The sequence below is a fragment of the Peribacillus sp. BM1 genome, assembly GCF_056679975.1.
The window spans coordinates 3,225,656-3,246,683 of the sequence record NZ_CM155259.1 but is presented as its reverse complement, the minus strand read 5'-3'; the positions used below and the strand labels follow the sequence as shown (position 1 = coordinate 3,246,683).

At 36.6% G+C, this 21,028-nt stretch carries 22 protein-coding genes; 18 read left to right on the top strand and 4 right to left on the bottom strand.

All coding sequences use genetic code 11. From position 1 onward, the window contains the following. Window positions 1-210: 210 nt before the first annotated feature. Entirely contained in the window at window positions 211-1,545 is a 1,335-nt protein-coding gene (locus tag AC1MGI_RS15690; protein ID WP_480346074.1) for a uracil-xanthine permease family protein, read from the bottom strand. 190 nt (window positions 1,546-1,735) lie between these two features. On the opposite strand from AC1MGI_RS15690, the gene AC1MGI_RS15685 reads away from it, so the two are divergent. From AC1MGI_RS15685 to glgA, 12 genes are all read left to right on the top strand, one after another. After that, entirely contained in the window at window positions 1,736-2,713 is a 978-nt protein-coding gene (locus AC1MGI_RS15685; protein ID WP_480349808.1) for a Rieske 2Fe-2S domain-containing protein, read from the top strand. A 247-nt stretch (window positions 2,714-2,960) separates the two neighbouring features. Further along, the gene (locus AC1MGI_RS15680) at window positions 2,961-3,686 is read left to right on the top strand and encodes an ABC transporter ATP-binding protein (RefSeq protein ID WP_480346072.1); all 726 of its coding nucleotides are present in this window, start codon (window positions 2,961-2,963) and stop codon (window positions 3,684-3,686) included. After that, a complete protein-coding gene (locus AC1MGI_RS15675) occupies window positions 3,683-4,738 on the top strand; it encodes an ABC transporter permease (protein WP_480346070.1) in 1,056 nt (351 codons plus the stop codon). The genes AC1MGI_RS15680 and AC1MGI_RS15675 overlap by 4 nt, the downstream gene beginning before the upstream one ends. 31 nt (window positions 4,739-4,769) lie before the next feature. Continuing rightward, window positions 4,770-5,429, top strand: a complete 660-nt coding sequence (locus tag AC1MGI_RS15670; RefSeq protein WP_480346069.1) for a TetR/AcrR family transcriptional regulator — start codon at window positions 4,770-4,772, stop codon at window positions 5,427-5,429. A 146-nt stretch (window positions 5,430-5,575) separates the two neighbouring features. Beyond that, window positions 5,576-6,100: a mismatch-specific DNA-glycosylase gene (locus tag AC1MGI_RS15665; RefSeq protein ID WP_480346067.1), complete on the top strand. Its 525-nt coding sequence runs from the start codon at window positions 5,576-5,578 to the stop codon at window positions 6,098-6,100. 37 nt (window positions 6,101-6,137) lie between these two features. Next, window positions 6,138-6,869: an AzlC family ABC transporter permease gene (locus AC1MGI_RS15660; RefSeq protein ID WP_480346066.1), complete on the top strand. Its 732-nt coding sequence runs from the start codon at window positions 6,138-6,140 to the stop codon at window positions 6,867-6,869. Continuing rightward, on the top strand, window positions 6,860-7,186 hold the full coding sequence (locus AC1MGI_RS15655; RefSeq protein WP_062179347.1) for an AzlD domain-containing protein: 327 nt from the start codon (window positions 6,860-6,862) through the stop codon (window positions 7,184-7,186). The genes AC1MGI_RS15660 and AC1MGI_RS15655 overlap by 10 nt, the downstream gene beginning before the upstream one ends. A gap of 550 nt (window positions 7,187-7,736) precedes the next feature. Beyond that, complete coding sequence (locus AC1MGI_RS15650; RefSeq protein ID WP_062179351.1) at window positions 7,737-8,750, top strand: glycoside hydrolase family 15 protein; 1,014 nt, start codon at window positions 7,737-7,739, stop codon at window positions 8,748-8,750. A gap of 424 nt (window positions 8,751-9,174) precedes the next feature. Next, window positions 9,175-11,073 (top strand): 1,4-alpha-glucan branching protein GlgB, encoded by a 1,899-nt coding sequence (gene glgB, locus AC1MGI_RS15645; RefSeq protein WP_480349807.1) that lies wholly within the window; start codon window positions 9,175-9,177, stop codon window positions 11,071-11,073. Then, window positions 11,063-12,232 (top strand): glucose-1-phosphate adenylyltransferase, encoded by a 1,170-nt coding sequence (locus tag AC1MGI_RS15640; protein WP_480346064.1) that lies wholly within the window; start codon window positions 11,063-11,065, stop codon window positions 12,230-12,232. The genes glgB and AC1MGI_RS15640 overlap by 11 nt, the downstream gene beginning before the upstream one ends. 28 nt (window positions 12,233-12,260) lie before the next feature. Further along, on the top strand, window positions 12,261-13,367 hold the full coding sequence (glgD, locus tag AC1MGI_RS15635) for a glucose-1-phosphate adenylyltransferase subunit GlgD (RefSeq protein ID WP_480346063.1): 1,107 nt from the start codon (window positions 12,261-12,263) through the stop codon (window positions 13,365-13,367). Window positions 13,368-13,380: 13 nt separating this feature from the next. After that, window positions 13,381-14,805, top strand: a complete 1,425-nt coding sequence (glgA, locus tag AC1MGI_RS15630; protein ID WP_480346061.1) for a glycogen synthase GlgA — start codon at window positions 13,381-13,383, stop codon at window positions 14,803-14,805. 79 nt (window positions 14,806-14,884) lie between these two features. Here glgA and AC1MGI_RS15625 read toward each other — a convergent pair whose 3' ends face one another. After that, on the bottom strand, window positions 14,885-15,100 hold the full coding sequence (locus tag AC1MGI_RS15625) for a hypothetical protein (RefSeq protein ID WP_062179360.1): 216 nt from the start codon (window positions 15,098-15,100) through the stop codon (window positions 14,885-14,887). A gap of 139 nt (window positions 15,101-15,239) precedes the next feature. On the opposite strand from AC1MGI_RS15625, the gene cls reads away from it, so the two are divergent. The 4 genes from cls (at window position 15,240) to AC1MGI_RS15605 (ending at window position 18,680) form a co-directional block, all read left to right on the top strand. Further along, window positions 15,240-16,745 carry a cardiolipin synthase gene (cls, locus tag AC1MGI_RS15620; protein WP_480346060.1) on the top strand — a complete coding sequence of 502 codons (1,506 nt, stop codon included), beginning with the start codon at window positions 15,240-15,242 and terminating at the stop codon, window positions 16,743-16,745. Window positions 16,746-16,816: 71 nt separating this feature from the next. Next, window positions 16,817-17,575 (top strand): exodeoxyribonuclease III, encoded by a 759-nt coding sequence (locus AC1MGI_RS15615; RefSeq protein WP_480346058.1) that lies wholly within the window; start codon window positions 16,817-16,819, stop codon window positions 17,573-17,575. A 55-nt stretch (window positions 17,576-17,630) separates the two neighbouring features. Continuing rightward, window positions 17,631-18,029, top strand: a complete 399-nt coding sequence (locus AC1MGI_RS15610; RefSeq protein WP_480346056.1) for a cytosolic protein — start codon at window positions 17,631-17,633, stop codon at window positions 18,027-18,029. Between the two features lie 201 nt (window positions 18,030-18,230). Beyond that, window positions 18,231-18,680, top strand: a complete 450-nt coding sequence (locus AC1MGI_RS15605; RefSeq protein WP_480346054.1) for a GNAT family N-acetyltransferase — start codon at window positions 18,231-18,233, stop codon at window positions 18,678-18,680. A 40-nt stretch (window positions 18,681-18,720) separates the two neighbouring features. On the opposite strand, the gene AC1MGI_RS15600 is transcribed toward AC1MGI_RS15605, so the two are convergent. Both AC1MGI_RS15600 and AC1MGI_RS15595 read right to left on the bottom strand, forming a co-directional pair. After that, a complete protein-coding gene (locus AC1MGI_RS15600) occupies window positions 18,721-18,918 on the bottom strand; it encodes a YwbE family protein (RefSeq protein WP_062179375.1) in 198 nt (65 codons plus the stop codon). Then, on the bottom strand, window positions 18,918-19,121 hold the full coding sequence (locus tag AC1MGI_RS15595; protein WP_403071250.1) for a hypothetical protein: 204 nt from the start codon (window positions 19,119-19,121) through the stop codon (window positions 18,918-18,920). Before AC1MGI_RS15595 ends, AC1MGI_RS15600 begins: the two co-directional genes overlap by 1 nt. Window positions 19,122-19,590: 469 nt before the next feature. Between AC1MGI_RS15595 and AC1MGI_RS15590 the strand changes: the two genes are divergently transcribed. Together AC1MGI_RS15590 and speD are read left to right on the top strand one after the other, a co-directional pair. Then, a complete protein-coding gene (locus AC1MGI_RS15590) occupies window positions 19,591-19,803 on the top strand; it encodes a hypothetical protein (RefSeq protein WP_480346052.1) in 213 nt (70 codons plus the stop codon). Window positions 19,804-20,166: 363 nt separating this feature from the next. Further along, on the top strand, window positions 20,167-20,976 hold the full coding sequence (gene speD, locus AC1MGI_RS15585; RefSeq protein WP_480346050.1) for an adenosylmethionine decarboxylase: 810 nt from the start codon (window positions 20,167-20,169) through the stop codon (window positions 20,974-20,976). The last annotated feature ends 52 nt before the right edge of the window (window positions 20,977-21,028 follow it).

The following is a 21,028-nucleotide window of genomic DNA, read 5'->3' as shown; positions in this document are numbered from 1 at the left end:
TTGAAATAACTAAAGCCAAACAAACCAACCAGCTTGTTTATCCCGGTTAACAGGCTACAATACTTTGTTTAGAGAATTAAGAAAAAGAATAGGTAGGGGATAAACAGGCTAATCTAACTATTGTCCTTTACAAAGTATCATCCACTAATCACAGAATTCACTGTTAAAACAAAAATCCTTACGTTTATAACGTAAGGATTTTTCCAGGTTTTACTGAGCATCCTGCAAACCTTGTTTAGGTTTTTCGTGCGGAATAATCAGATTTAACACAACAGCGGAAATGGCACCTATACCAGTTCCAGAAGAAAGTAGATAGTTTGCAAAATCAGGTAAAGAATAGAGTATGTCCTTTGGAAGTACGGTTACACCGATTGCCAATAGAATAGGTATACCAATCACCATCATGTTACGATCATCTACCACGACATGTTGAATAACTTTAAATCCATTCATAACAATAGCGACACAGACGATTCCGAAAATTCCGTTGATTACAGGCTCAGGAATAGAAATAATTAAAGCGGAAAGTTTCGGCATAAGTCCTAAAGCAATCAAGATCGCACCGGCTGCGAGAATCGCCATTCGACTAGCAACACCAGTGATGGCAATAATTCCGGCATTTGACGAATATCCTGTCATTGGAGTTCCGCCGAATACCGAGCTAACGAAACAACCAAGTCCTTCACCAAATGAAGCTTTATTCAACCTTTCTTCCGTTAAATCACTATCCGTCACTTTAGAGACAACAAACCATGTGCCAGTTGTTTCAATTAATATAATTAGATAAATAAAGAGGATTGTTAAAATAGCACTCATATCGAATATAGGTGCTCCGAAAGGAAATAGCTTAGGTAGGGAAAACCAAGCTGCATCGGAAACAGCTGAAAAGTCAATTTTACCAAAAAGGCGAGCTGTGATTGTACCAGCTATGATTGCAAGAATAACTGAGACAAGTCTGAAAAAGGTCCCAAAGTGTTTTGCTTGCTTACCAAGAATCATACAGGCAACTAATACACCAGCTGATACAGCTGCAACAATGACATTGTGACCTAAGTTGCCGGGGCTTGTGTAAATGCTATTAAATGCATTTGGCATTAAAGAAATTCCAACAATTACAATTACAGTTCCACCAACGAGTGGTGGGATTATTTTCACAACCGTTTTCGCAAAAACTTTCAATGGGTATCCAAGCAACGCGATTAAAATTGCTCCGGGAATCAAGCTTCCGTAAATAGCTCCAAGTCCTAGCTTCCCCCCAATTGCCGCAAGAGCACCGATCGGAACATAGGATGGTCCTTGTACGACTGGAAGTTTAATTCCAAATCCGGTTTGGATGATTGTCGCAACACCAGCTGTTAAAAAACACATTTGTACAAAGAACGTTGTATTACTCGTATCAAGCGCCAATAAGCCGGCGATGATGATTGGTGCAATATAGAGATCCATAGCTAGTACATGTTGCAATCCAAGCAAAATCGATCTCCCAACACTGATTTTTTCATCAATTCCTACTAATACTTCTGAATTACTCTTTTGGTGTTCCACCTGATACTTTCCCCCTCGGAAATATGTTTGTGAAAGTTATAAACGTTATTATAGGAGAAAAAATCCGTTTCGTAAATAAAAAAACGAACATTTTTTTAATTATTTAAAAAAACATTCGGCTTCTGTTGACAATTTCTTAATATATTTCTAAAATTATAACTGAAGTGAACTGGCTAGAGGGGGAACTATGTTGTTAATACAAGATGATGTTTTACGAAATGATTGGATCGTTGCTAGTAGGTCGATAGATATTAAAGAAGAACCTGTTCAAGTTATAGTAATGGGTGAGCGTCTGGTCCTTTTCCGCAATGAAGAAGGTGTTCATGCTTTTAAAGATTTATGTATACATCGAGGAGCAGCTTTGTCATTAGGATGCGTGAAAGATGGAAAGTTGGTATGTCCATATCACGGCTGGGAATACGAATCGAATGGGGAATGTACTCACATCCCTCAGCTTCCTGAAGGTCGAGCGATTCCAAAGAAAGCAAAGGCTTTTAAATATGGCTGTATCGAAAAATATGGACTAATTTGGGTAAACCTTGAAAACTCTGGTACAGAGTTATTTAATCTTCCTGAATATAATGATGAGAACTTTCGTAGCGTGATATGGGGACCTGTTGAAGCATTAGCAAATCCGCCTAGAATTGTGGAAAATTTTCTTGACGTTGGTCATTTATCTATTTTACATGGAGGCTTTCTCGGTGTCCCAGAGCATTCGGTTATTGGTGATTATGATATACATTGGGAGGATGAAAGTATTCGTTCCGGTGAGATTGCGATCTATCAACCAGATCCAGATGGTTCAGGGCAACCGAAGCATGTATACTATACGTACGAAATCCTTCGTCCATTAACAGTTCGTTTTACGAAAAAAGATCATGAAACAAAGCAAGAGATGGTGATTCTTTTAACGGTATTACCTGTTGAAGAGAAGAAGTCCGTTGCATTTGGTGTCATGTTATTCAATTATGATTCAGGACAATCAGATCAGGAAATAATTGAGTTTCAGGATATGATATTTGCTCAAGACAAACCAATCGTAGAAAACCAAAAACCTGAAGACTTACCATTGGATTTGCAAGTGGAACTATCACTTAAGAGTGATCGGGTAAGTATTGCGTATCGTCAGTATTTAAAGAAATTAGGGGTAGTATTAGGAACAGCATAAGAAGTGCTAAACTAATTCAACGAAATAGGATAACTCATAAGGATCAGCCCTCGCACTCTAAATCAGTAGGTAGTGTTCTATACACTTATCTTAAACTGTATTTAGTTGTTACGGGTCTGACCTTTTTCTTTTGGGACCAGCCCCTTAAAAATAAGAAGTAATCACTCACTTTTTATTGACATAAGAATGAAGAAGGGAAATAATAAGTGAGTAATTACTCACTTATTATTTAGAGGAGGTAATGTAAATGAATGTCAGTATTGCTATTAACCAAGTGAGCAAAAGCTTTGGCAAAAAAGTAGTTTTAAATCAAATTGAATTTACAATTGAAGAAGGTAAAATTTACGGGTTTATTGGTCCTTCAGGCGCTGGAAAGACAACATTAGTAAAAATGATTGTTGGTATGGATACCCCAGATACTGGAATGATTCACGTATTAAATGAAAAAATGCCCAATTTAGGATTACTCCAAGAGATTGGTTACATGGCACAATCTGATGCCCTGTATACCGAGTTAACAGGTAAGGAAAACCTTAAATTCTTTGCTTCACTTTACAAATTGAATAAAACAGAGATGAAGGAACGTATCACTTATACAGAAAATTTAGTCAATTTAACAAACGAGTTAAATAAAAGAGTATCGGCATACTCCGGTGGAATGAAACGGAGATTATCTCTTGCGATCGCTTTAATCCAAAATCCAAAAATCTTAATATTAGACGAACCAACTGTAGGAATCGATCCTGAATTGCGATTAAGCATTTGGAAGGAATTGTTACGCTTGAAAAATGAGGAAGGAAAAACAATCATTGTGACTACACATGTTATGGATGAAGCGGAAAGATGTGATTTTGTAGCGATGGTAAGAGATGGCGTCATCTTAACTAGGGGTACACCAAAAGAATTAAAGGCGCAATACCAGGTTGATAATTTAGAGGAGGTATTCTTAAAAGCGGGGAGGAAAGATTCATGAGAACAGTGGCATTAATCAAAAGAATTTGTCAGGAGATGCTACGGGACAAAAGAACATTAGCATTGCTGTTTATTGCACCATTAATCATTTTAACCTTAATGTATTTCTTATTTAACGGAAATACTGTCGACCCTAAATTGGGCGTAGTGAATGTTGAAAATAACCTCGAAAAAATATTAGTCGAAGCAAATATTGACTTGAAGCATTATGAACAAGCAGATAAGGAAACAATCGTAGAAGAAGATCTTGATGGTTTATTGGAAGTAAAGGATGAAAAACTGGTACTAACATTAGAAAATAGCGACCCATCAATAGCGAAAGTCTTGCAGATGAAAGTAAACCAATCAGTATCCTTGCAAGCTCAATCAAAAATTTTAAATTCAAATGCTGCACCAGTGGTAATACAGAAAAAAGAAATAGATACACAATATGTATACGGAAACAGTGAAGCAGCATTTTTTGATGTATTAAGTCCTGTCTTAGTTGGTTTTTTTGTATTCTTTTTTGTATTTCTCATCTCAGGAATTGGATTATTAAAGGAGCGAACGACTGGTACGTTGGAACGGTTAATGTCGACACCAATTCGCAGAGGAGAAATCGTAACCGCATATTTGGTTGGTTTTGGTATATTTGCTGTAATTCAAACAGTTATTATCGTAATATATTCAATAAATGTATTAGATATGGTTATGGTAGGTTCCGTTTGGAATGTTATCCTTATTAATTTACTGCTAGCGTTAGTCGCTCTGTCGTTAGGAACACTGTTATCCACCTTTGCCGCTTCAGAATTCCAAATGGTACAATTTATTCCAATCGCTGTTATTCCACAAGTATTCTTTGCCGGGATTTTCCCGCTTGAAGGAATGGCGAATTGGTTACAATCCATTGGTAAAATCATGCCAATCTATTATGCAGCTGACGCTTTGAAAGGTGTCATGTATAAAGGACTAGGTTTGAAGGACATAAGTGGGGATCTATTCGCATTGGTTGTATTTGCGACAATCTTTATTATACTGAATATATTGGCATTGAAAAAGTACCGTAAGTTATAAGTAGTCCAGAGTTTAAAGGAAGTGGTCTTCATTGTCTAAAGACAATCTATTGGATGCAATCATAGCCCAAACTAAATTAACAAAGAAACAAACAGATAAACAACAAAAAATAGTTGAAACTGCTATAAAACTGTTTGCCGAAAAAGGGTATGCAAACACTTCAACAAGTGAAATAGCAAAAGCAGCGATGGTTGCTGAAGGAACCATTTTTCGCCATTATGGAACGAAGGATAATTTATTACTATCTGTTATTCTTCCGTTTATAAAGGATTCCATCCCTACGATGGCTGAAGAGGTTTTTAGTGAAATTATGTCAAAAAACATTGGATGTTTTGAGGACTTTTTGAGAGCTTTACTAAAAAATCGAATCGACTTTATTAATGAAAATAAAGAAATATTTCAAATTGTTGTCAAAGAACTTTTATATAGTGATGAATTAAGGAAAGAGTTACTGCCTTTTTTTGCTGAAAACATCTTAGACAGAATTATCAAAGTGATTAATATGTATAAAGAACGTGGTGAGCTTATCGACATCCCAAGCAACACAATTCAAAGAATGATTTTTACCATGATAGGCGGTTATTTCGTATCACGGTATGTCTTACAACAAGATAATTTGGATTTAGATGAAGATGTAGAAATTGAAACCTTAATTCGGTTTATGATGGATGGATTAAGAAAACAAGGCTAGAGGATATAATACCTTTGGCTTTATTTTATAGAAGTAAAAGTTTCACAGTATTTATCATCCATTGGAGGATAAATACTGTGAAACGGGTAGGAAATTCCTTACGTGGATGTAAAATAGATATATAAGAAATGAAAAGAGGGAGTACAATGGAAAGCATCTTAGATCATCTTAAGGTAGATTTGGATCTGCTTTTTGTCGGCTTTAACCCTAGCGTCCGCTCTGGTGAAACCGGTCATCATTATGCAAATCCGAACAATCGCTTTTGGCGGATTATCCATGAAGCGGGATTAACACCAAGAAAATATCAGCCGATTGAAGATCACTCACTATTAGAATTAGGCTATGGATTTACGAACATTGTTTCACGGCCCACTAAAGCGGCTAATGAAATTACGAAAGAGGAATACATACAAGGTAGGCAAGAATTGAAGCAAAAAATTATAACTTTTAAGCCAAAGGTAGTTTGCTTTGTAGGCAAGGGAGTGTATCAGAAATACAGCAAAAAAAGAGATATACTTTGGGGTGTACAAGACGAAAGAGTCATTCCAGAAACGATTGAATTTGTTGCTCCTTCTTCAAGTGGACTGGTCAGAATGAAAATAGACGATGTCATAAGAATATACAGCAAGCTACCTTCTATTATAGAAGAAACAAAAAATGATCATCGTTGAATAGTGAACAAGTCCATGCAGAACAGGAGCAGAACAAATGAGTGAACTAAGTCCAGATTTGAACAAAAACGTAATGGAAGAGGGAGATAACTTTTGGCAAGGAGTCAAAGATTGTATTCCTACATTATTAGGCTACCTCAGTATTGGGTTCGCAGCAGGAGTTGTTGAAAAGACTGCAGGCTTGAGCATGATTGAAATTGCACTAATGAGCCTGCTTCTTTATGCTGGCTCAGGTCAGTTTATTGCAGCAGGAATGATTGCAGCAAGTCATCCTATATCTGCGATTATCGTCACCATTTTCTTCATCAATAGTCGACATCTACTATTAAGTGCAGCAATTGCTCCATATTTTAGGGGAAATACGACATCAAAAAATCTTATCACAGGTGCATTACTAACAGATGAAACATTTGGAGTAGCTATTACCCATGCCCACTCAAAAAAACAATTAGATTATAAATGGATGCTCGGTTTAAATATAGCTGCCTATTTAAATTGGGTACTGGCTACAATTGCTGGAGGTATTTTCGGTCAATGGATACCAGACCCCGAACGATTTGGATTAGATTTCGCTTTGCCAGCCATGTTTATCGGTCTACTAGTTCTACAAATTCTTAGCCAGAAAAAGTACTTCACAGATATAATCGTTGCAGTAAGCTCAGGTATTATTGTCGTAGCGGCAAGCTTTTTCGTATCAGGAAGTGCTGGAGTCATTTTGGCGACAATACTTTCAGCTACAATCGGGTTGGTGATTTCAAAATGGAGATAAATTGGTATATTATGAGCGTCATTATTGGATCTGCCATTGTTACATTTATACCTAGAGTATTACCTCTGATTGTCCTAAGTAAACTTGAAATACCAGAATGGGGAATAAATTGGCTCAAGCATGTACCCGTGGCTGTAATGGCTGCTTTATTGGCATCCGAATTACTTTTACTTGATAATAAAGTTTCTTTTCAAGAAAACACTTTAAACCTATTGTCTGCAATTCCAACGTTACTAGTAGCTATTTACACAAGGAGTTTACTCGGCACAGTCCTTGTAGGAGTTATGACGCTTATGATATTAAGATTTTTACTTTAATCGTTTTAAGAGGTTGTTCAAAAAGTCCGATAAAAAGTGCTGCCGAATTTCATTGTCACTCATTAATGACCTTCTATTAAAATCGCGCATGTCCTGTACGTAACACAAAGGTCAGCACATCCTGCCCGAGTCCGGTCTTCACGTACTATTGTATACGCGAAAGGTTTGAGGTATGGATTCCTAGAACTTCTCGGCTCTTTTTTTATCCTCCTTTTGAACACGTACTATAATCGTTTAGATGAAAACCCAATAATTTTGGGTTTTTTTGAATTTTCCATACTTTAATCAATATATTTAGTAAGAAAGAATGATAAATCCTCTTTTTTTATAAGAGTTGGGATAGCCAATATATAACATTATTTACTTAGGCAGATGCTGAATTTTAGATGTTGATAATCAAATCACATATTTCAACATAAAGTATAAGTAACAACAATTGTAAGCGTTATCTTTCGGGGGCTTGTCTTAGAATCCTTGCCTTCATATGTTTAGAAATTGTAACTCTGTCAACAATGGAGAGGAAAGCAAATAGCTATGGGGGTGTTATTAAATGAATACGAATGAAGCCATTAAAGTTCTAGATCGGATGCGTTTATCGAATGGAGCTTATACGGCAAGTTTGTCACAAGATTACAGTTTTGTATGGATTCGGGATATCGTTTATACGGTTCTTCCTTTTATGCAAAAACCATCAGAACGTTATGAAAAAGCATATCATGCCTTATTCGATCTATTTAAAACATACGAATGGAAAATTGATATCCATCGACAAAAGCGTCCGGTATATTTGTTTGAGTATATTCACTCACGCTATTCAACAGATCTAAAGGAAATACCTGTTGAATGGGGGCATGCCCAAAATGATGCGATTGGTGCATTCTTATGGGGAGTAGGTGAAGGCTTCCGTTTAGGGCAAAAAGTGATTCGCGATGAAAAAGATTTAGAAATTGTTCAAAAGCTTGTTGATTATCTAGACTGTCTACAATATTGGCAAGCAAAAGACAATGGAATGTGGGAAGAGAATATGGAGCTCCACACTTCAAGTATTGGGGCCTGTATAGCAGGATTGCATGCAGTGAAAATGCTCGTGAATGTGAAAGAAGAAACCATTAAAAAAGGCGAAGAAACATTAAGATTTCTTCTTCCTAGAGAAAGTGAATCAAAGGACACGGATTTAGCATTGCTCTCTCTTGTCTATCCATATCGAATACTGGATCGTAAAACCGCACTGAAAGTTGTTGAAAATGTATCGAACAAATTAGAACGTAAATATGGCGTGATTCGTTACGAAAATGACCAGTATTATAATCAAGGCAGTGAGGCTGAATGGTGCTTTGGACTTCCGTGGCTTGGTCTTTGTTATTTAGAATTAGGTCTCTTTAATAAGGCGATTGGTTATTTAGAAAAAACAGAAGCAATTATTCCTGAAAATTGGGAAGTACCAGAATTATATATCGGTGGCACAAACATTCCTAATGGCAATACGCCGCTTGCCTGGTCAGTTGCGTTATCTTATCTGTTTATCAATCGGATCGAAAAAGTAAGCGATGAAAAAGCAACATAGATCATTGAAATGAGGCTGCTCAAACAGCCTCTTTTTTGTGTATGGATTATGCTGAAGAAACTGGATACAAGGAAACACCATTATTCAATAATAATATATTGGTATGAAAAATAAGTTGAAAATCAAAATGAGAAAATTATCAATTAAATGTAAAAAAATCATTAGTCAAAAGGAAATGAACACCTTTTTATTGAAAGCGTTTCCCTTTATGGAAAAATCTCTTTTGTTTGTAAAATATTATTCTTTTTTTGAATTTTCCTATAATTCGACATTAAAAAACATTTTTCGCTAAAGGAATAATGCTTTTAATAGCGAATCTAAATTATAGAACTATGTTAGTATCTATTACTTTAAAAAATTGGAGGTGTACCGTGTGAACAGCATAGCGAGTCAAAATTTAGATATTTTTCCTAGTGAATTAGAAATGTATTTATTTCATGAAGGAACACTCTTTGAAAGTTATAAGATGTTAGGTGCGCATGTCAGTACATATAAAGGGAATGATGGTGTCCGCTTTTCCGTTTGGGCTCCGCATGCTAAACAAGTGGCTGTCGTCGGCAATTTTAATAACTGGAATGGTGCTCAGCACGCAATGCAACAAGTGAATCAATCTGGAATATGGGTTTCCTTTATCCCGGATCTCGAGGAAGGGGAAATTTATAAGTACGAGATAGAAACAGCGAATGGGGAGAAGAAATTAAAAGCAGATCCCTACGCGTTTTTCTCGGAATTACGACCTAACACAGCTTCTGTTGTAAAGCGTTTGGACCAATATGAATGGAAGGATAAAAAGTGGCTACAACAGCGGAATAAAGAAGAATCTTATCATAAACCGCTTCTTGTTTATGAATTACATATGGCATCTTGGAGAAAAAAAGAAAATGGAGATTTGTATTCCTATCGTGAGCTTGCTGATGAACTTATCGATTATGTGGTCGAGCATGGATTTACACATATTGAATTAATGCCGGTAATGGAACACCCATTAGATTTGTCCTGGGGCTATCAGCTTACCGGATTCTATTCGGTAACGAGTAGACATGGAACACCAGAAGAATTTATGTATTTCGTTGATCAGTGCCATCAAAAAGGGGTAGGGGTCCTCCTTGATTGGGTACCGGCCCATTTTTGCAGAGATGAACATGGTTTAGGGAAATTCGATGGTACGCCACTTTATGAACCTCATGATGCACGTAAAGCTGATCGGCCTCTCTGGGGTACCTATAGTTTTGATTTTGGCAAACCCGAGATTCATAGTTTTCTAATCTCTAACATAATGTTTTGGATGGAGGTCTACCATATTGACGGGTTCCGTGCAGATGCGGTCTCCTCAATGATTTATCTGAATCACGATAATCCTCAATCAGAGAAGTTAACGAATCAATTCGGTGGCGAGGAGAATATTGAAGCCATTTCATTCTTGAAAAAAATGAATGAAGCAGTATTCGCGAAATACCCTGGAGTTCTGATGATGGCAGAAGAGGCAACAGATCATCCATTGGTAAGTGCACCAACTTCCATTGGGGGTTTGGGCTTTAATTACAAATGGAATATGGGATGGGCTAATGATCTTCTTAAATATATGAAGCTTGATCCATCTGAACGACGCTATCATCATAATCTTTTAACGTTTTCATTTTTCTATGCATTTTCGGAAAATTTTATTCTTCCTTTTTCACATGACGAAGTGGTTCATGGGAAACTATCGTTATTGAATAAAATGCCAGGTGATTATTGGCAAAAATTCGCCAATTATCGATTACTTTATGGCTACTTCATGACACATCCGGGTAAAAAGCTCGTATTCATGGGAGCAGAATTTGGCCAATTTGCCGAATGGAAAGAATTAGAGGAGCTAGACTGGCTTCTTCTCGATTATGAGTCTCATGCTAAACTGAATCACTATATTACAACGATTCAGCATTTCTATAAAAACACATCCAGTTTATGGAGATTAGATCATGAGCAGGAAGGTTTTGAATGGATTGACGCCGATAATCGGGACCAAAGTGTCATTACCTTCATGAGGCATGGAAAACGGAAAGGAGATTATTGCATTATTGTTTGTAATTTTTCAACAGATGTTTATCATGATTATCGAATTGGAGTGCCTTCTACTGGAAAATACATCGAGGTATTAAACAGCGATGAGGAAGCTTTCGGAGGTTCAGGGCAGCTTAATAAAAATGCAATTACAGTAGACAAGCAGCCTCATCATAACCAGCCATACAGCATGAACATTAAAGTTCCGCCACTTGGCATAACAATCTTTATGAAACAAACAAAAAAGCGGCAGGGGAGAGTAATTCATAATGAAATCTAAAAAATGGATCGCAATGTTATTAGCAGGAGGGCAAGGATCAAGACTTGGCGAATTAACGACTGGACTTGCAAAACCGGCTGTTCCGTTTGGCGGAAAATACCGTATCATCGATTTCCCCCTAAGTAACTGTACTCATTCTGGAATCGATACAGTTGGAGTGTTAACACAATATCAACCGCTTGTCTTAAATCATTATGTTGGAAATGGTAGACCATGGGATTTGGACAGAAATTTTGGAGGTGTTTCCGTTCTTCCACCTTATCAAGGAAAAGATGGTGGTGAGTGGTACGCGGGTACAGCAAATGCCGTCTATCAAAATATTCAATATATTGACCATTACGATCCAGAATATGTAGTTGTTTTATCAGGTGATCATATTTACAAAATGGACTATAGCAAAATGCTTAAGTATCATGTTGAAAAGGGTGCACAAGCGACTATAGCAGTCATTGAAGTACCCTGGTCAGAAGCAAGTCGGTTCGGGCTGATGAATACAGACGAAGAAAATAAAATTTCCGAATTTGAAGAAAAACCAGCAAAACCGAAAAGCAACTTAGCGTCAATGGGTGTTTATTTATTTGATTGGAAATTATTAAAAAAGTATTTAGTCGAAGATGAGCTTGATCCATTTTCCACGAAAGATTTTGGGAAGGACATTATCCCGAAAATTCTTAGCGATGGAAAGAGTTTATATGCCTATCGCTTTGAAGGCTATTGGAAGGATGTAGGAACAGTCGAAAGTTTATGGGAAGCTCATATGGATCTTTTGGATGATATTCCTGGATTCGATTTAAATGATCCACATTGGAAGTTTTATGCCGGTAATGCAAATCATCCGCCACAATATATTTCAAAAGAAGCGCATATCTCTCAGTCGCTAGTCAATGAAGGCTGTGTTGTTCACGGTAATATTGAACATTCCGTCCTTTCCTTTAATGTTCAAGTAGGAAAAAACACGACCATTAAAGATTCGGTTATAATGCCGAATGTAAAAATCGGCAACAATGTTACGATTAATAATGCAATCATTGCGAGCGACATTTGCGTTGAAGATGGTGCAGAAATTGGCTCATCTTCACCGGCTGCAGAAATTACATTAATAGGGGATGCCCAGAATATTTCATATGTTGCAACAAACGGGAAAAGTAGTGTTAAATAAGAATATGCATATAGGGGAGCCGGTGTACTTGAAGAACGTAATTGGAGTTATTAATCTTGTGAATGAAAAACAATATTTAAAAGAATTAACATTACATCGCTGTCTTTCGGCTGTTCCTTTTGGCGGAAGATATCGACTAATTGATTTCACCATGTCGAACTTTATTCATGCAGATATTACGAAAGTGGCCGTGTTTACGAAAGAAAAATACCGATCAATCATGGATCATCTTGGCTCAGGGAAGGAATGGGATTTAGATAGACGCAATGGTGGGCTGTTCATACTGCCTCCCACTCATCCAGATGAACTTATTAAAGGTGATTTACAGCAATTGCACGATCACATCGAGTTTTTTCACCGTTCACCTGAAGATACAGTTGTTATCTCACCAGGGCATCATGTTTGTAAAATGGATTTTCAAGAAATCGTTGAACATCACCAAAACAGCAATGCTGATATAACCGTTGTCTATAAAGATTTTGATGGGGAACCTGTAGACAAACCGATTTATCATAAATATGCGATTCGGAACGATGGAAGAGTTAAGAATATTGAACTCTATACATCACCTGAGCAGGGTGAATCAGTAGGGCTTGAGACATTTGTCATCAAAAAGGACTTGCTTATTGAAATTATTAAAACTTGTTGTGAAAATGGAGAATATGATTTCTTAAAAGATGGCGTAAAGGCCAATTTACATCATCTAAAAGTTAATAGCTATCATTACAAAGGGTATTTTCCATTCATTCATTCTATTTCTAGTTTCTATAAAAGCAATATGGATTTCCTAAATCCGGAGCTTGCACAAGATTTCTTTTATGATACTTGGGACATCTATACAAAGATCAAGCACGAAGCACCAGTGAAATATTCTATTTCTTCTAAAGTATCTAATTCTTTAGTTGCGAATGGCTGTGAAATTGAAGGAACGGTTGAAAATAGCATTATATTCCGCGGCGTGAAAATTCGAAAGGGAGCCGTTGTAAAAAATAGCATTATCATGCAAAAAGGGGAAATCAACGAAGGAACGTATATCGAAAATGTGATAACGGATAAACAAGTAAAAATCACATCAGAACAAGTTGTCATAGGTGATTCTATCCCGCGGATCGTAAAAAAAGCAGAAGTCGTGTAACGGAGGATTTGTAATGAATATTTTATATGCTGCATCCGAGTGTGCCCCGTTCATCAAAACCGGAGGGCTCGGGGATGTAATCGGTGCATTACCAAAAGCTCTGCAACAACAAGGTGTCGAGGTAACAGTTATTTTACCTAAATACAGTGACCTTGCAGTAGAATATAAGGACCAATTAGAACTCGTTAAAATTATTGATGTACCTGTCGGTTGGAGAGAACAATATTGTGGAATTGAAAAACTCGAACATGAAGGAATAACTATCTATTTTCTTGATAATGAGTACTACTTCAAACGGTATGGGAGTTATGGATATTATGATGATGGGGAACGGTTTGCCTTCTTTTCGCGGGCAGTGCTTGAAGCAATTCCCCATCTTGATAAAAAGCCTGACATTATCCATTGCCATGATTGGCAGACAGGGCCTATCCCTGTTCTATTAAAAGCCCATTATCGCAATCATCCATTTTATCAGGGGATAAAAACTGTATTCACGATCCATAATTTGCGATATCAAGGCGTGTTTTCTAAGAGTGTTTTATCAGAGCTACTTGATTTAAGTGAGCTATATTTCCATATGGATGGTCTGGAATTTCGCGGAAATGTTAGTTATATGAAAGCAGGACTGGCATATGCTGATTATTTGACGACGGTTAGTCCGACCTATGCAAATGAAATTCAAATGTCTTATTATGGAGAAAATTTAGATGGATTCTTGCGAAAACGGAGTGGAAATCTTCGTGGAATCGTCAATGGAATTGATCTTGACACATATAATCCAGCATTAGATCAAGCCCTTTTTACAGGCTATAAGTCTTATGAAGGCAAAATGGAGAATAAACGAATGCTCCAGGAACAATTAGGACTACCTGTGAATGAAGAAATTCCAGTTATTTCAATGGTAACAAGGCTAGTTGATCAAAAAGGGATCGATTTAGTTCTTCGTGTAATGGAAGATATTATCAAACAAAATGTTCAGGTGATCGTACTTGGAACAGGCGAAGAACATTATGAATGGGCCTTTAAAGATTTAGCACATCGCTACCCTGAACAAGTTTCAGCACAAATCTATTTCGATGAAGGATTATCTCGGAGAATCTATGCAGGTTCTGATCTATTCTTGATGCCTTCACATTTTGAGCCTTGTGGTATCGGGCAGCTACTTGCACTGCGCTATGGTACACTTCCACTTGTAAGAGAAACTGGAGGTCTTAAAGATACCGTCGTTCCGTATAATGAGCTGAACGATCAAGGGAATGGATTTAGCTTCTCAAATTACAATGCTCATGATATGTTATACACAATTGAACGGGCGGTTTGGTTTTATCGCTATCAACCGAAGAAATGGAAAAATCTCGTTGAACGAGCGATGAGTATTGATTACAGCTGGGATAAGTCTTCTAAGGAATACAAAGAATTATATGAAATGTTAGTATAAAAAAAGTAGCACTTCCATGAAACAGTGGGAGTGCTTTTTACCTTTTGATAAACTCCTGCTAGTAAATAGTGCAAATCCATTAGGTAGTAAAATGTAAAAAGGAATCAATCTCATATCTGTCCTGAGATTGATTCCTTTTATGCTTCTTTTCAAATTTTGCTAAAGTTGCTTGCTTTGTTTTTGTCATTCGACTAATTGGCTTCAGATCACCCCATGTTCCTCTGCTTATTGAAACATCTCTGTTACCTTCTCTTAAATGTTTTTCTCTAATCTTCATTGCTCTTGATTTAGCCAAGTGTTGTCACTCCCTTTAAAAAAGATATCATGCTTTCTTTCATTATATGTATAGTCATGATTATTGCAAGGTTTTCTTTATACTCCGAATCGGGTATAAAGAAGAGAGAGAATAATTTAATTAGATGAGGATGAGTCTTATGAAAAGACGAAGAATGGAATTTATATTTTTATTTGTCTTAATGTTATCCGTTTATATCGTTCTTTTTAGTAGTTTTAGTTTAAACCTGAAGCTTTTTTCGATTGGATTATACGTTCTCATTATCCTCATTACGACGTATTCCTTGATGTTGGAATACCGATCTTCCCATCACACGTTGCTCTGGATGTATGTTTTGTTGTTTATCCCTGTGTTTGGCTATATGTTTTACCTATATTCAGGACAGCTCTATTTAAAAGGATATTTATTTAGAACGAAGCGTCAGAGTAACCGTGAAGAATGGAGAAAACTAGTAAATCAAGCGACATCGCCTGATTTATCCTTTCTAAACGATCATCAACGAGTCTTTTCAACGTTTGCTAGCAATGCTTCACAAACTACATTCAGCACGAACTCTAATACGTATGTTTTAAAAAATGGAAAAGAAACATTTAGTGAAATTATTAAGAAACTAAAAGAAGCAAAGCAATTTATTCATATCGAATATTATATTTTTAGGTCAGACCGGCTTGGAAAAGAGATCATACATATTTTGATGGAGAAGGCTAAAGAAGGGGTGGAAGTATTATTTATTTTTGATGCGGCAGGTAGCTTTAGTCTAGCCAAATCTGATATTAAGGATATGATTTCTGCTGGAGTGAAGGTCCAACCATTTTCACCATTGAAAAGTGGTTTTTTTAATCAAAAATTCAATTTCAGAAATCATAGGAAAATCATTGTTATTGATGGACAAACAGGTTTCGTTGGGGGTTTGAATGTTGGGGAAGAATACTTAGGTAAAAATAAAAAAATCGGGTTCTGGAGAGATACTCATTTGGAAGTAGAGGGTGAGGCAGTCTATACGTTACATACGGTGTTTTTAATGGATTGGGAGTATGTGAGCGGGGAGCAGGTTCTTTCTGAAAGACCGAAAATGAAACGGACTGACAAACCGGGTGACGGTGCTGTCCAAATTGTAGCGAGCGGTCCAGATACCCAGCAAGGCATTATGAGTGATTTTTATTATTCGCTTATTTCATGTGCAACGAAATCGATTTGGATTGCGACCCCCTACTTTGTTCCGGATGAGGCAATCCGTGCAGCTATGAAATCCGCTGCTCAAAAAGGTGTTCAAGTACGTTTAATGATTCCAGAAGTAAATGATGGGTTTTTGACTCAATATGCAAGTCGCTCCTATTTCAATGAGCTACTTGAGTGCAATGTAGAGATTTATTTGTATAAAAAGGGGTTTTTACATCAGAAAGTTATTATTGTCGATCATGATATGGCGACAATCGGAACAGCCAATATGGACAAACGCAGTTTTCATTTGAATTTCGAAGTAAATGTTTTTTTACTTGGAACACAATCTATTAATGAACTTGTGGAGAATTATGAAGGAGACATTCTAGAGAGTGAAAAAGTAGAGATGGACTTTTATCGTAAGCGAGGCTTTGTTGTGAAATCGAAGGAAGCATTTAGTCGCTTGTTTTCAGATGTTCTTTAATAGGAATATGATCGTGAACATTGTATAGTAGAAAAAAGATAATTAGCAAATGTATTAGGGAGAGTAGAAAAATGAGATTAGTTTCTTGGAATGTAAATGGAATTCGGGCCTGTGTTAAAAAAGGTTTTCTTGATTATTTTCACGAAGTAGACGCAGATATCTTTTGTTTGCAGGAAACAAAGCTGCAAGAAGGGCAAATCGATTTGGAGCTTGATGGCTACTATCAATACTGGAATTATGCATGGAAAAAAGGCTACTCCGGAACAGCTGTTTTTACAAAACAAAAACCATTATCTGTTTCATATGGTGTCGGGGATCAAGATGAAGAACCAGAAGGACGCATTATTACGTTAGAGTTCAAATCTTTTTATTTGGTTAATGTGTATGTGCCAAACGCTAAACGGGATTTAACAAGACTTGATTATCGGCTTCAATGGGAAGATGAAATTTGCGCTTATTTAACCGAATTGGATCAGAAGAAGCCGGTTTTATTTTGTGGAGATTTAAATGTTGCCCATCAGGAAGTAGATTTACGAAATGCAAAATCTAATTTCGGTAATTCTGGATTTACAATTGAAGAGCGTGAGAAAATGACCAATTTGCTTCAAGTTGGATTTGTTGATACGTTTCGATATTTTCACCCTGAAAAAGAAGGGGCTTACACATGGTGGTCCTATATGAGCAAGGTCAGGGAGCGGAACATTGGTTGGCGGATTGACTATTTTCTTGCATCAAAACGCCTAGATACCAATTTATTGGAGGCTGGCATTCATCCCCATGTTCTTGGAAGTGATCACTGCCCGATTTATCTAGAAGTTGATTTCATATAATCGCCAATAATTGGTTATAGTACTAACGCAGTCACTAAATTAAAGGAGGATATGGATGAAATCATTTAATGTAACGTTTCATAAAGAAGACGATGTAGATACAATGCTTGTCCAAAAACTGATGGAGCAGGAGTTCGAACAAGCAACTGTTGGAGGAACACGTCAATTATTTGAGCTTGATACGAATGTAGGTTTATTCGTATTTTTTGATGGACAAGACAAAGATGGGGATCTTTCTTATTTGATGCTTCAATATGAAGAAGACAATGATGATCCACAAGCTTGTTACTCATTTGAAATGAAAGATTTTTATGAGTTCATCACACTTTATTTACAAGGAGTCGATGATTTCCCAGAGGATGATGAAGAAGATGATTCGTATGGTCCGATTCATCACTTGGCACATCTCTTATTCCATGTGGTTGAAGAAGGGAATTCGATTAACCTAGAATAATCTTTTGGCCGTTGACCTCCTATTTTTACAGGGGGTCTTTGTTCTGTATATGAGGATGTTCAAAAAGGGGTGGAACGTGGGGGAAGATTTGATGTTTACGGATCCTGTTACAAGCAATCGATGCTCTTAAATGATAAAATTACGTGAAGCATCGCCCTAAATTATTTAAACGAGTAAATGAAGAAGGTAGGGGGATTAAAATTGATCAAAGCAATGAATATAAAACAAGAAGAAACAGCACGTGAAGTTTTAGGTATCCAACTTCCAGCCTATCAAATTGAGGCAGAACTAATTAATTTTCATGAAATTCCTCCTTTAAAAGACACAGTAGAGACGATTATGGCCAGTAGAGAACAATTCTTCGGCTATTATATAGAAAATCAGCTTACTGGGTTTATATCCTTCGAAGAAAGAGAGACAGAAATCGATATTTGCCGCATGGTTGTTCATCCTAATTTTTTCAGGAAAGGAATAGCAAAAGAGCTTGTTCAATATATTTTACATACAATAAATGGCCATAAAAAACTAACCGTCATGACTGGCGAGAAAAACTACCCAGCAAAAAATCTATACCTGTCATTCGGCTTTATAAAAGTAAAAACCGTTGAAGTGTCAGACGGTATCTTTCTGTCAGGGTTTGAGAGAAAGTAAAAAAGCATCAGAGAATTCTTCTCGATGCTTTTTCTAGATATTAAGTTGAACGGATGTTTTTCACTCTTCCAACCTGTCCGTCGGTTAGCCTTACTTTAATGCCATGAGGGTGGGAACTTGATTTTGTTAAGATATCCTTCACAATTCCACTAGTTAATTTTCCTGTGCGTTGGTCTGCTTTAAGAACGATTTCAACGGCAGCTCCAGGTGTGATATCTTTTCTAGTTTGCCCGTTCATCATACACCCATTTTTCTGCGGGTATTGCTGACTTTTTTCGTTTGCTGGCTCTTCATCTTTTGACCTGTCTGTAGCCCATTCGTGTTTGTTTTTCCTTTAGAGCCTTGATTTTTTTTCGCTTCAAGCTGCTGCTTAATTGCATCTTGAAGGCTTATTTTCTTCTTGGGTGTTTCCTCTGAAGTAACTTGATTATTGTCTGTCATGTAAAAAATCCTCCTGATCAGGTATGTCGTATACGTCTAGTATAAACCATCTTATTGTATAAAAGCTATGTATTGATTTAGGTCTCTCACATTTTCTAAAAAGAAAAGTTTATACTCAACTAAAATTAAAGGATCGTTACATAATGAAATTGGTAAAAGTTCAACGAGATAATATGTCGATATCATATCCTGATTGGTAGATTAATTTGCAATAATAGCCACAGGCTGCCAAGAGAAATGATGAAGACAAAGTGATCTTAAGGCATCTTTTGTCCATCATATGAGCCATAAAAAAAGAAAAGGATCTATAAATATGAAATAAAAGTCCACTTTAATACATAGAAGCACTGTCTGCGTTCGGCAATAAGTGTTTAAAAATTAACAGAAAATTCAATATACAAGAACTTGCATTTATCTATAGGTGTTATGTATGATTGAACTATATTTACCAAATACAAGGAGGTCTATCATGAGTACATTTGTAAAATCTAATCAAACTACACCGGTTTCGGGGAATTATGTAGAAGCTGGGCAAGGCGGAGGGAAAATCAAAAGAGCACAAGCGATTGAAGCAAAAGAAGGAACTGAGTTACCTGAATTAAAGTCCTATACGATTAAGTTAGAACATAAAGGAACAGAAAAATCAGTAGAAAGACAGCATCAATGGAAGCTAATTAAGTAAAAACCAGGATAACTTCTTAATAAAGGGGTTATCCTGGTTTATTTTTTTAAACGATTACTCTTATTTCCTTTAATTTTAAAAATATTAAATTCACTTATGACCTGTTTTTTCACTTTGTTTGCCTGTTTCAACTTCTCGTTTTTTATCGATGGGGTTGGGTAATGATAATACATAACGGCCTTTTCAATAAAGTGAAACTTCAATCAGTGGGGATTTTCTTCATCCCCCACTTGATTGTTAGTTGAACCAATCGGGCTTTTAAGGGCAGTTAACCTCCACCTTTACGTTTCTTTGTATCCTCTAAATCTTGAAGGTGGGGGTCTTGACTTTCCGTTAATGCGGGATAAAATGGGGGGATTATAAATGAAACTTACACCAGAGCAGCGTATTGAGTTGCATGGGTTTAATAATTTAACGAAATCACTTAGCTTTAATATGTATGATATTTGTTACACAAAAACGAAAGAAGAGCGTGAAGCTTATCTAGAATATATCGATGAGCAGTATAATGCTGAACGATTAACGGCCATTTTAGAAACGGTGTCAGATATGATTGGTGCACATGTATTAAATGTGGCAAGGCAAGATTACTATCCACAAGGGGCAAGTGTTACAATGTTGGTGTCAGAAGGTCCAATTATTGCACCCTCAGAATCGTTAGAGAAGTCGCCAGGTCCCTTGCCAGAAGCACTAGTCATGCATCTTGATAAAAGTCATATTACGGTGCATACATATCCCGAATATCATCCAGATGAAGGAATTAGTACATTTCGGGCAGACATTGATGTTTCCACTTGTGGAGAGATTTCTCCGCTTAAAGCATTGAATTATTTGATCCATTCGTTTGATACCGACATCATGACGATGGATTTTCGTGTTCGAGGCTTTACAAGAGACAAAAATGGTCATAAACTCTTCATAGATCAGGATATTAATTCGATTCAAAATTATATTCCTGAAAATGTAAAAGATCAATATGATATGATTGATGTTAATGTTTACCAAGAAAATATCTTCCATACAAAATGTAAATTAAGAGAATTTGACTTAAATAATTACTTATTCGGATATACAAAAGATAAAATTTCACAGAATGAAGAGAAAGAAATCACAAGAAGATTAAAGCGAGAAATGGATGAAATCTTTTTTGGGAGAAATATGAAGGAAAAATGAAAACATGGAACTGTTAATATTAATCCTGCATTCTTTCTAAACATAAAAGCTT

Excerpts from the sequence above, each read along its gene's own strand:
- AC1MGI_RS15680 (WP_480346072.1), top strand. The coding sequence starts at position 2,961 with ATGAATGTCAGTATTGCTATTAACCAAGTGAGCAAAAGCTTTGGCAAA.
- glgA (WP_480346061.1), top strand. The coding sequence starts at position 13,381 with ATGAATATTTTATATGCTGCATCCGAGTGTGCCCCGTTCATCAAAACC.
- AC1MGI_RS15640 (WP_480346064.1), top strand. The coding sequence starts at position 11,063 with ATGAAATCTAAAAAATGGATCGCAATGTTATTAGCAGGAGGGCAAGGA.
- AC1MGI_RS15590 (WP_480346052.1), top strand. The coding sequence starts at position 19,591 with ATGAGTACATTTGTAAAATCTAATCAAACTACACCGGTTTCGGGGAAT.
- AC1MGI_RS15610 (WP_480346056.1), top strand. The coding sequence starts at position 17,631 with ATGAAATCATTTAATGTAACGTTTCATAAAGAAGACGATGTAGATACA.
- AC1MGI_RS15665 (WP_480346067.1), top strand. The coding sequence starts at position 5,576 with ATGGAAAGCATCTTAGATCATCTTAAGGTAGATTTGGATCTGCTTTTT.
- AC1MGI_RS15600 (WP_062179375.1), bottom strand. The coding sequence starts at position 18,918 with ATGAACGGGCAAACTAGAAAAGATATCACACCTGGAGCTGCCGTTGAA.
- AC1MGI_RS15595 (WP_403071250.1), bottom strand. The coding sequence starts at position 19,121 with ATGACAGACAATAATCAAGTTACTTCAGAGGAAACACCCAAGAAGAAA.
- AC1MGI_RS15650 (WP_062179351.1), top strand. The coding sequence starts at position 7,737 with ATGAATACGAATGAAGCCATTAAAGTTCTAGATCGGATGCGTTTATCG.
- AC1MGI_RS15655 (WP_062179347.1), top strand. The coding sequence starts at position 6,860 with ATGGAGATAAATTGGTATATTATGAGCGTCATTATTGGATCTGCCATT.
- AC1MGI_RS15615 (WP_480346058.1), top strand. The coding sequence starts at position 16,817 with ATGAGATTAGTTTCTTGGAATGTAAATGGAATTCGGGCCTGTGTTAAA.
- speD (WP_480346050.1), top strand. The coding sequence starts at position 20,167 with ATGAAACTTACACCAGAGCAGCGTATTGAGTTGCATGGGTTTAATAAT.
- AC1MGI_RS15675 (WP_480346070.1), top strand. The coding sequence starts at position 3,683 with ATGAGAACAGTGGCATTAATCAAAAGAATTTGTCAGGAGATGCTACGG.
- glgB (WP_480349807.1), top strand. The coding sequence starts at position 9,175 with ATGTATTTATTTCATGAAGGAACACTCTTTGAAAGTTATAAGATGTTA.
- AC1MGI_RS15660 (WP_480346066.1), top strand. The coding sequence starts at position 6,138 with ATGAGTGAACTAAGTCCAGATTTGAACAAAAACGTAATGGAAGAGGGA.
- cls (WP_480346060.1), top strand. The coding sequence starts at position 15,240 with ATGAAAAGACGAAGAATGGAATTTATATTTTTATTTGTCTTAATGTTA.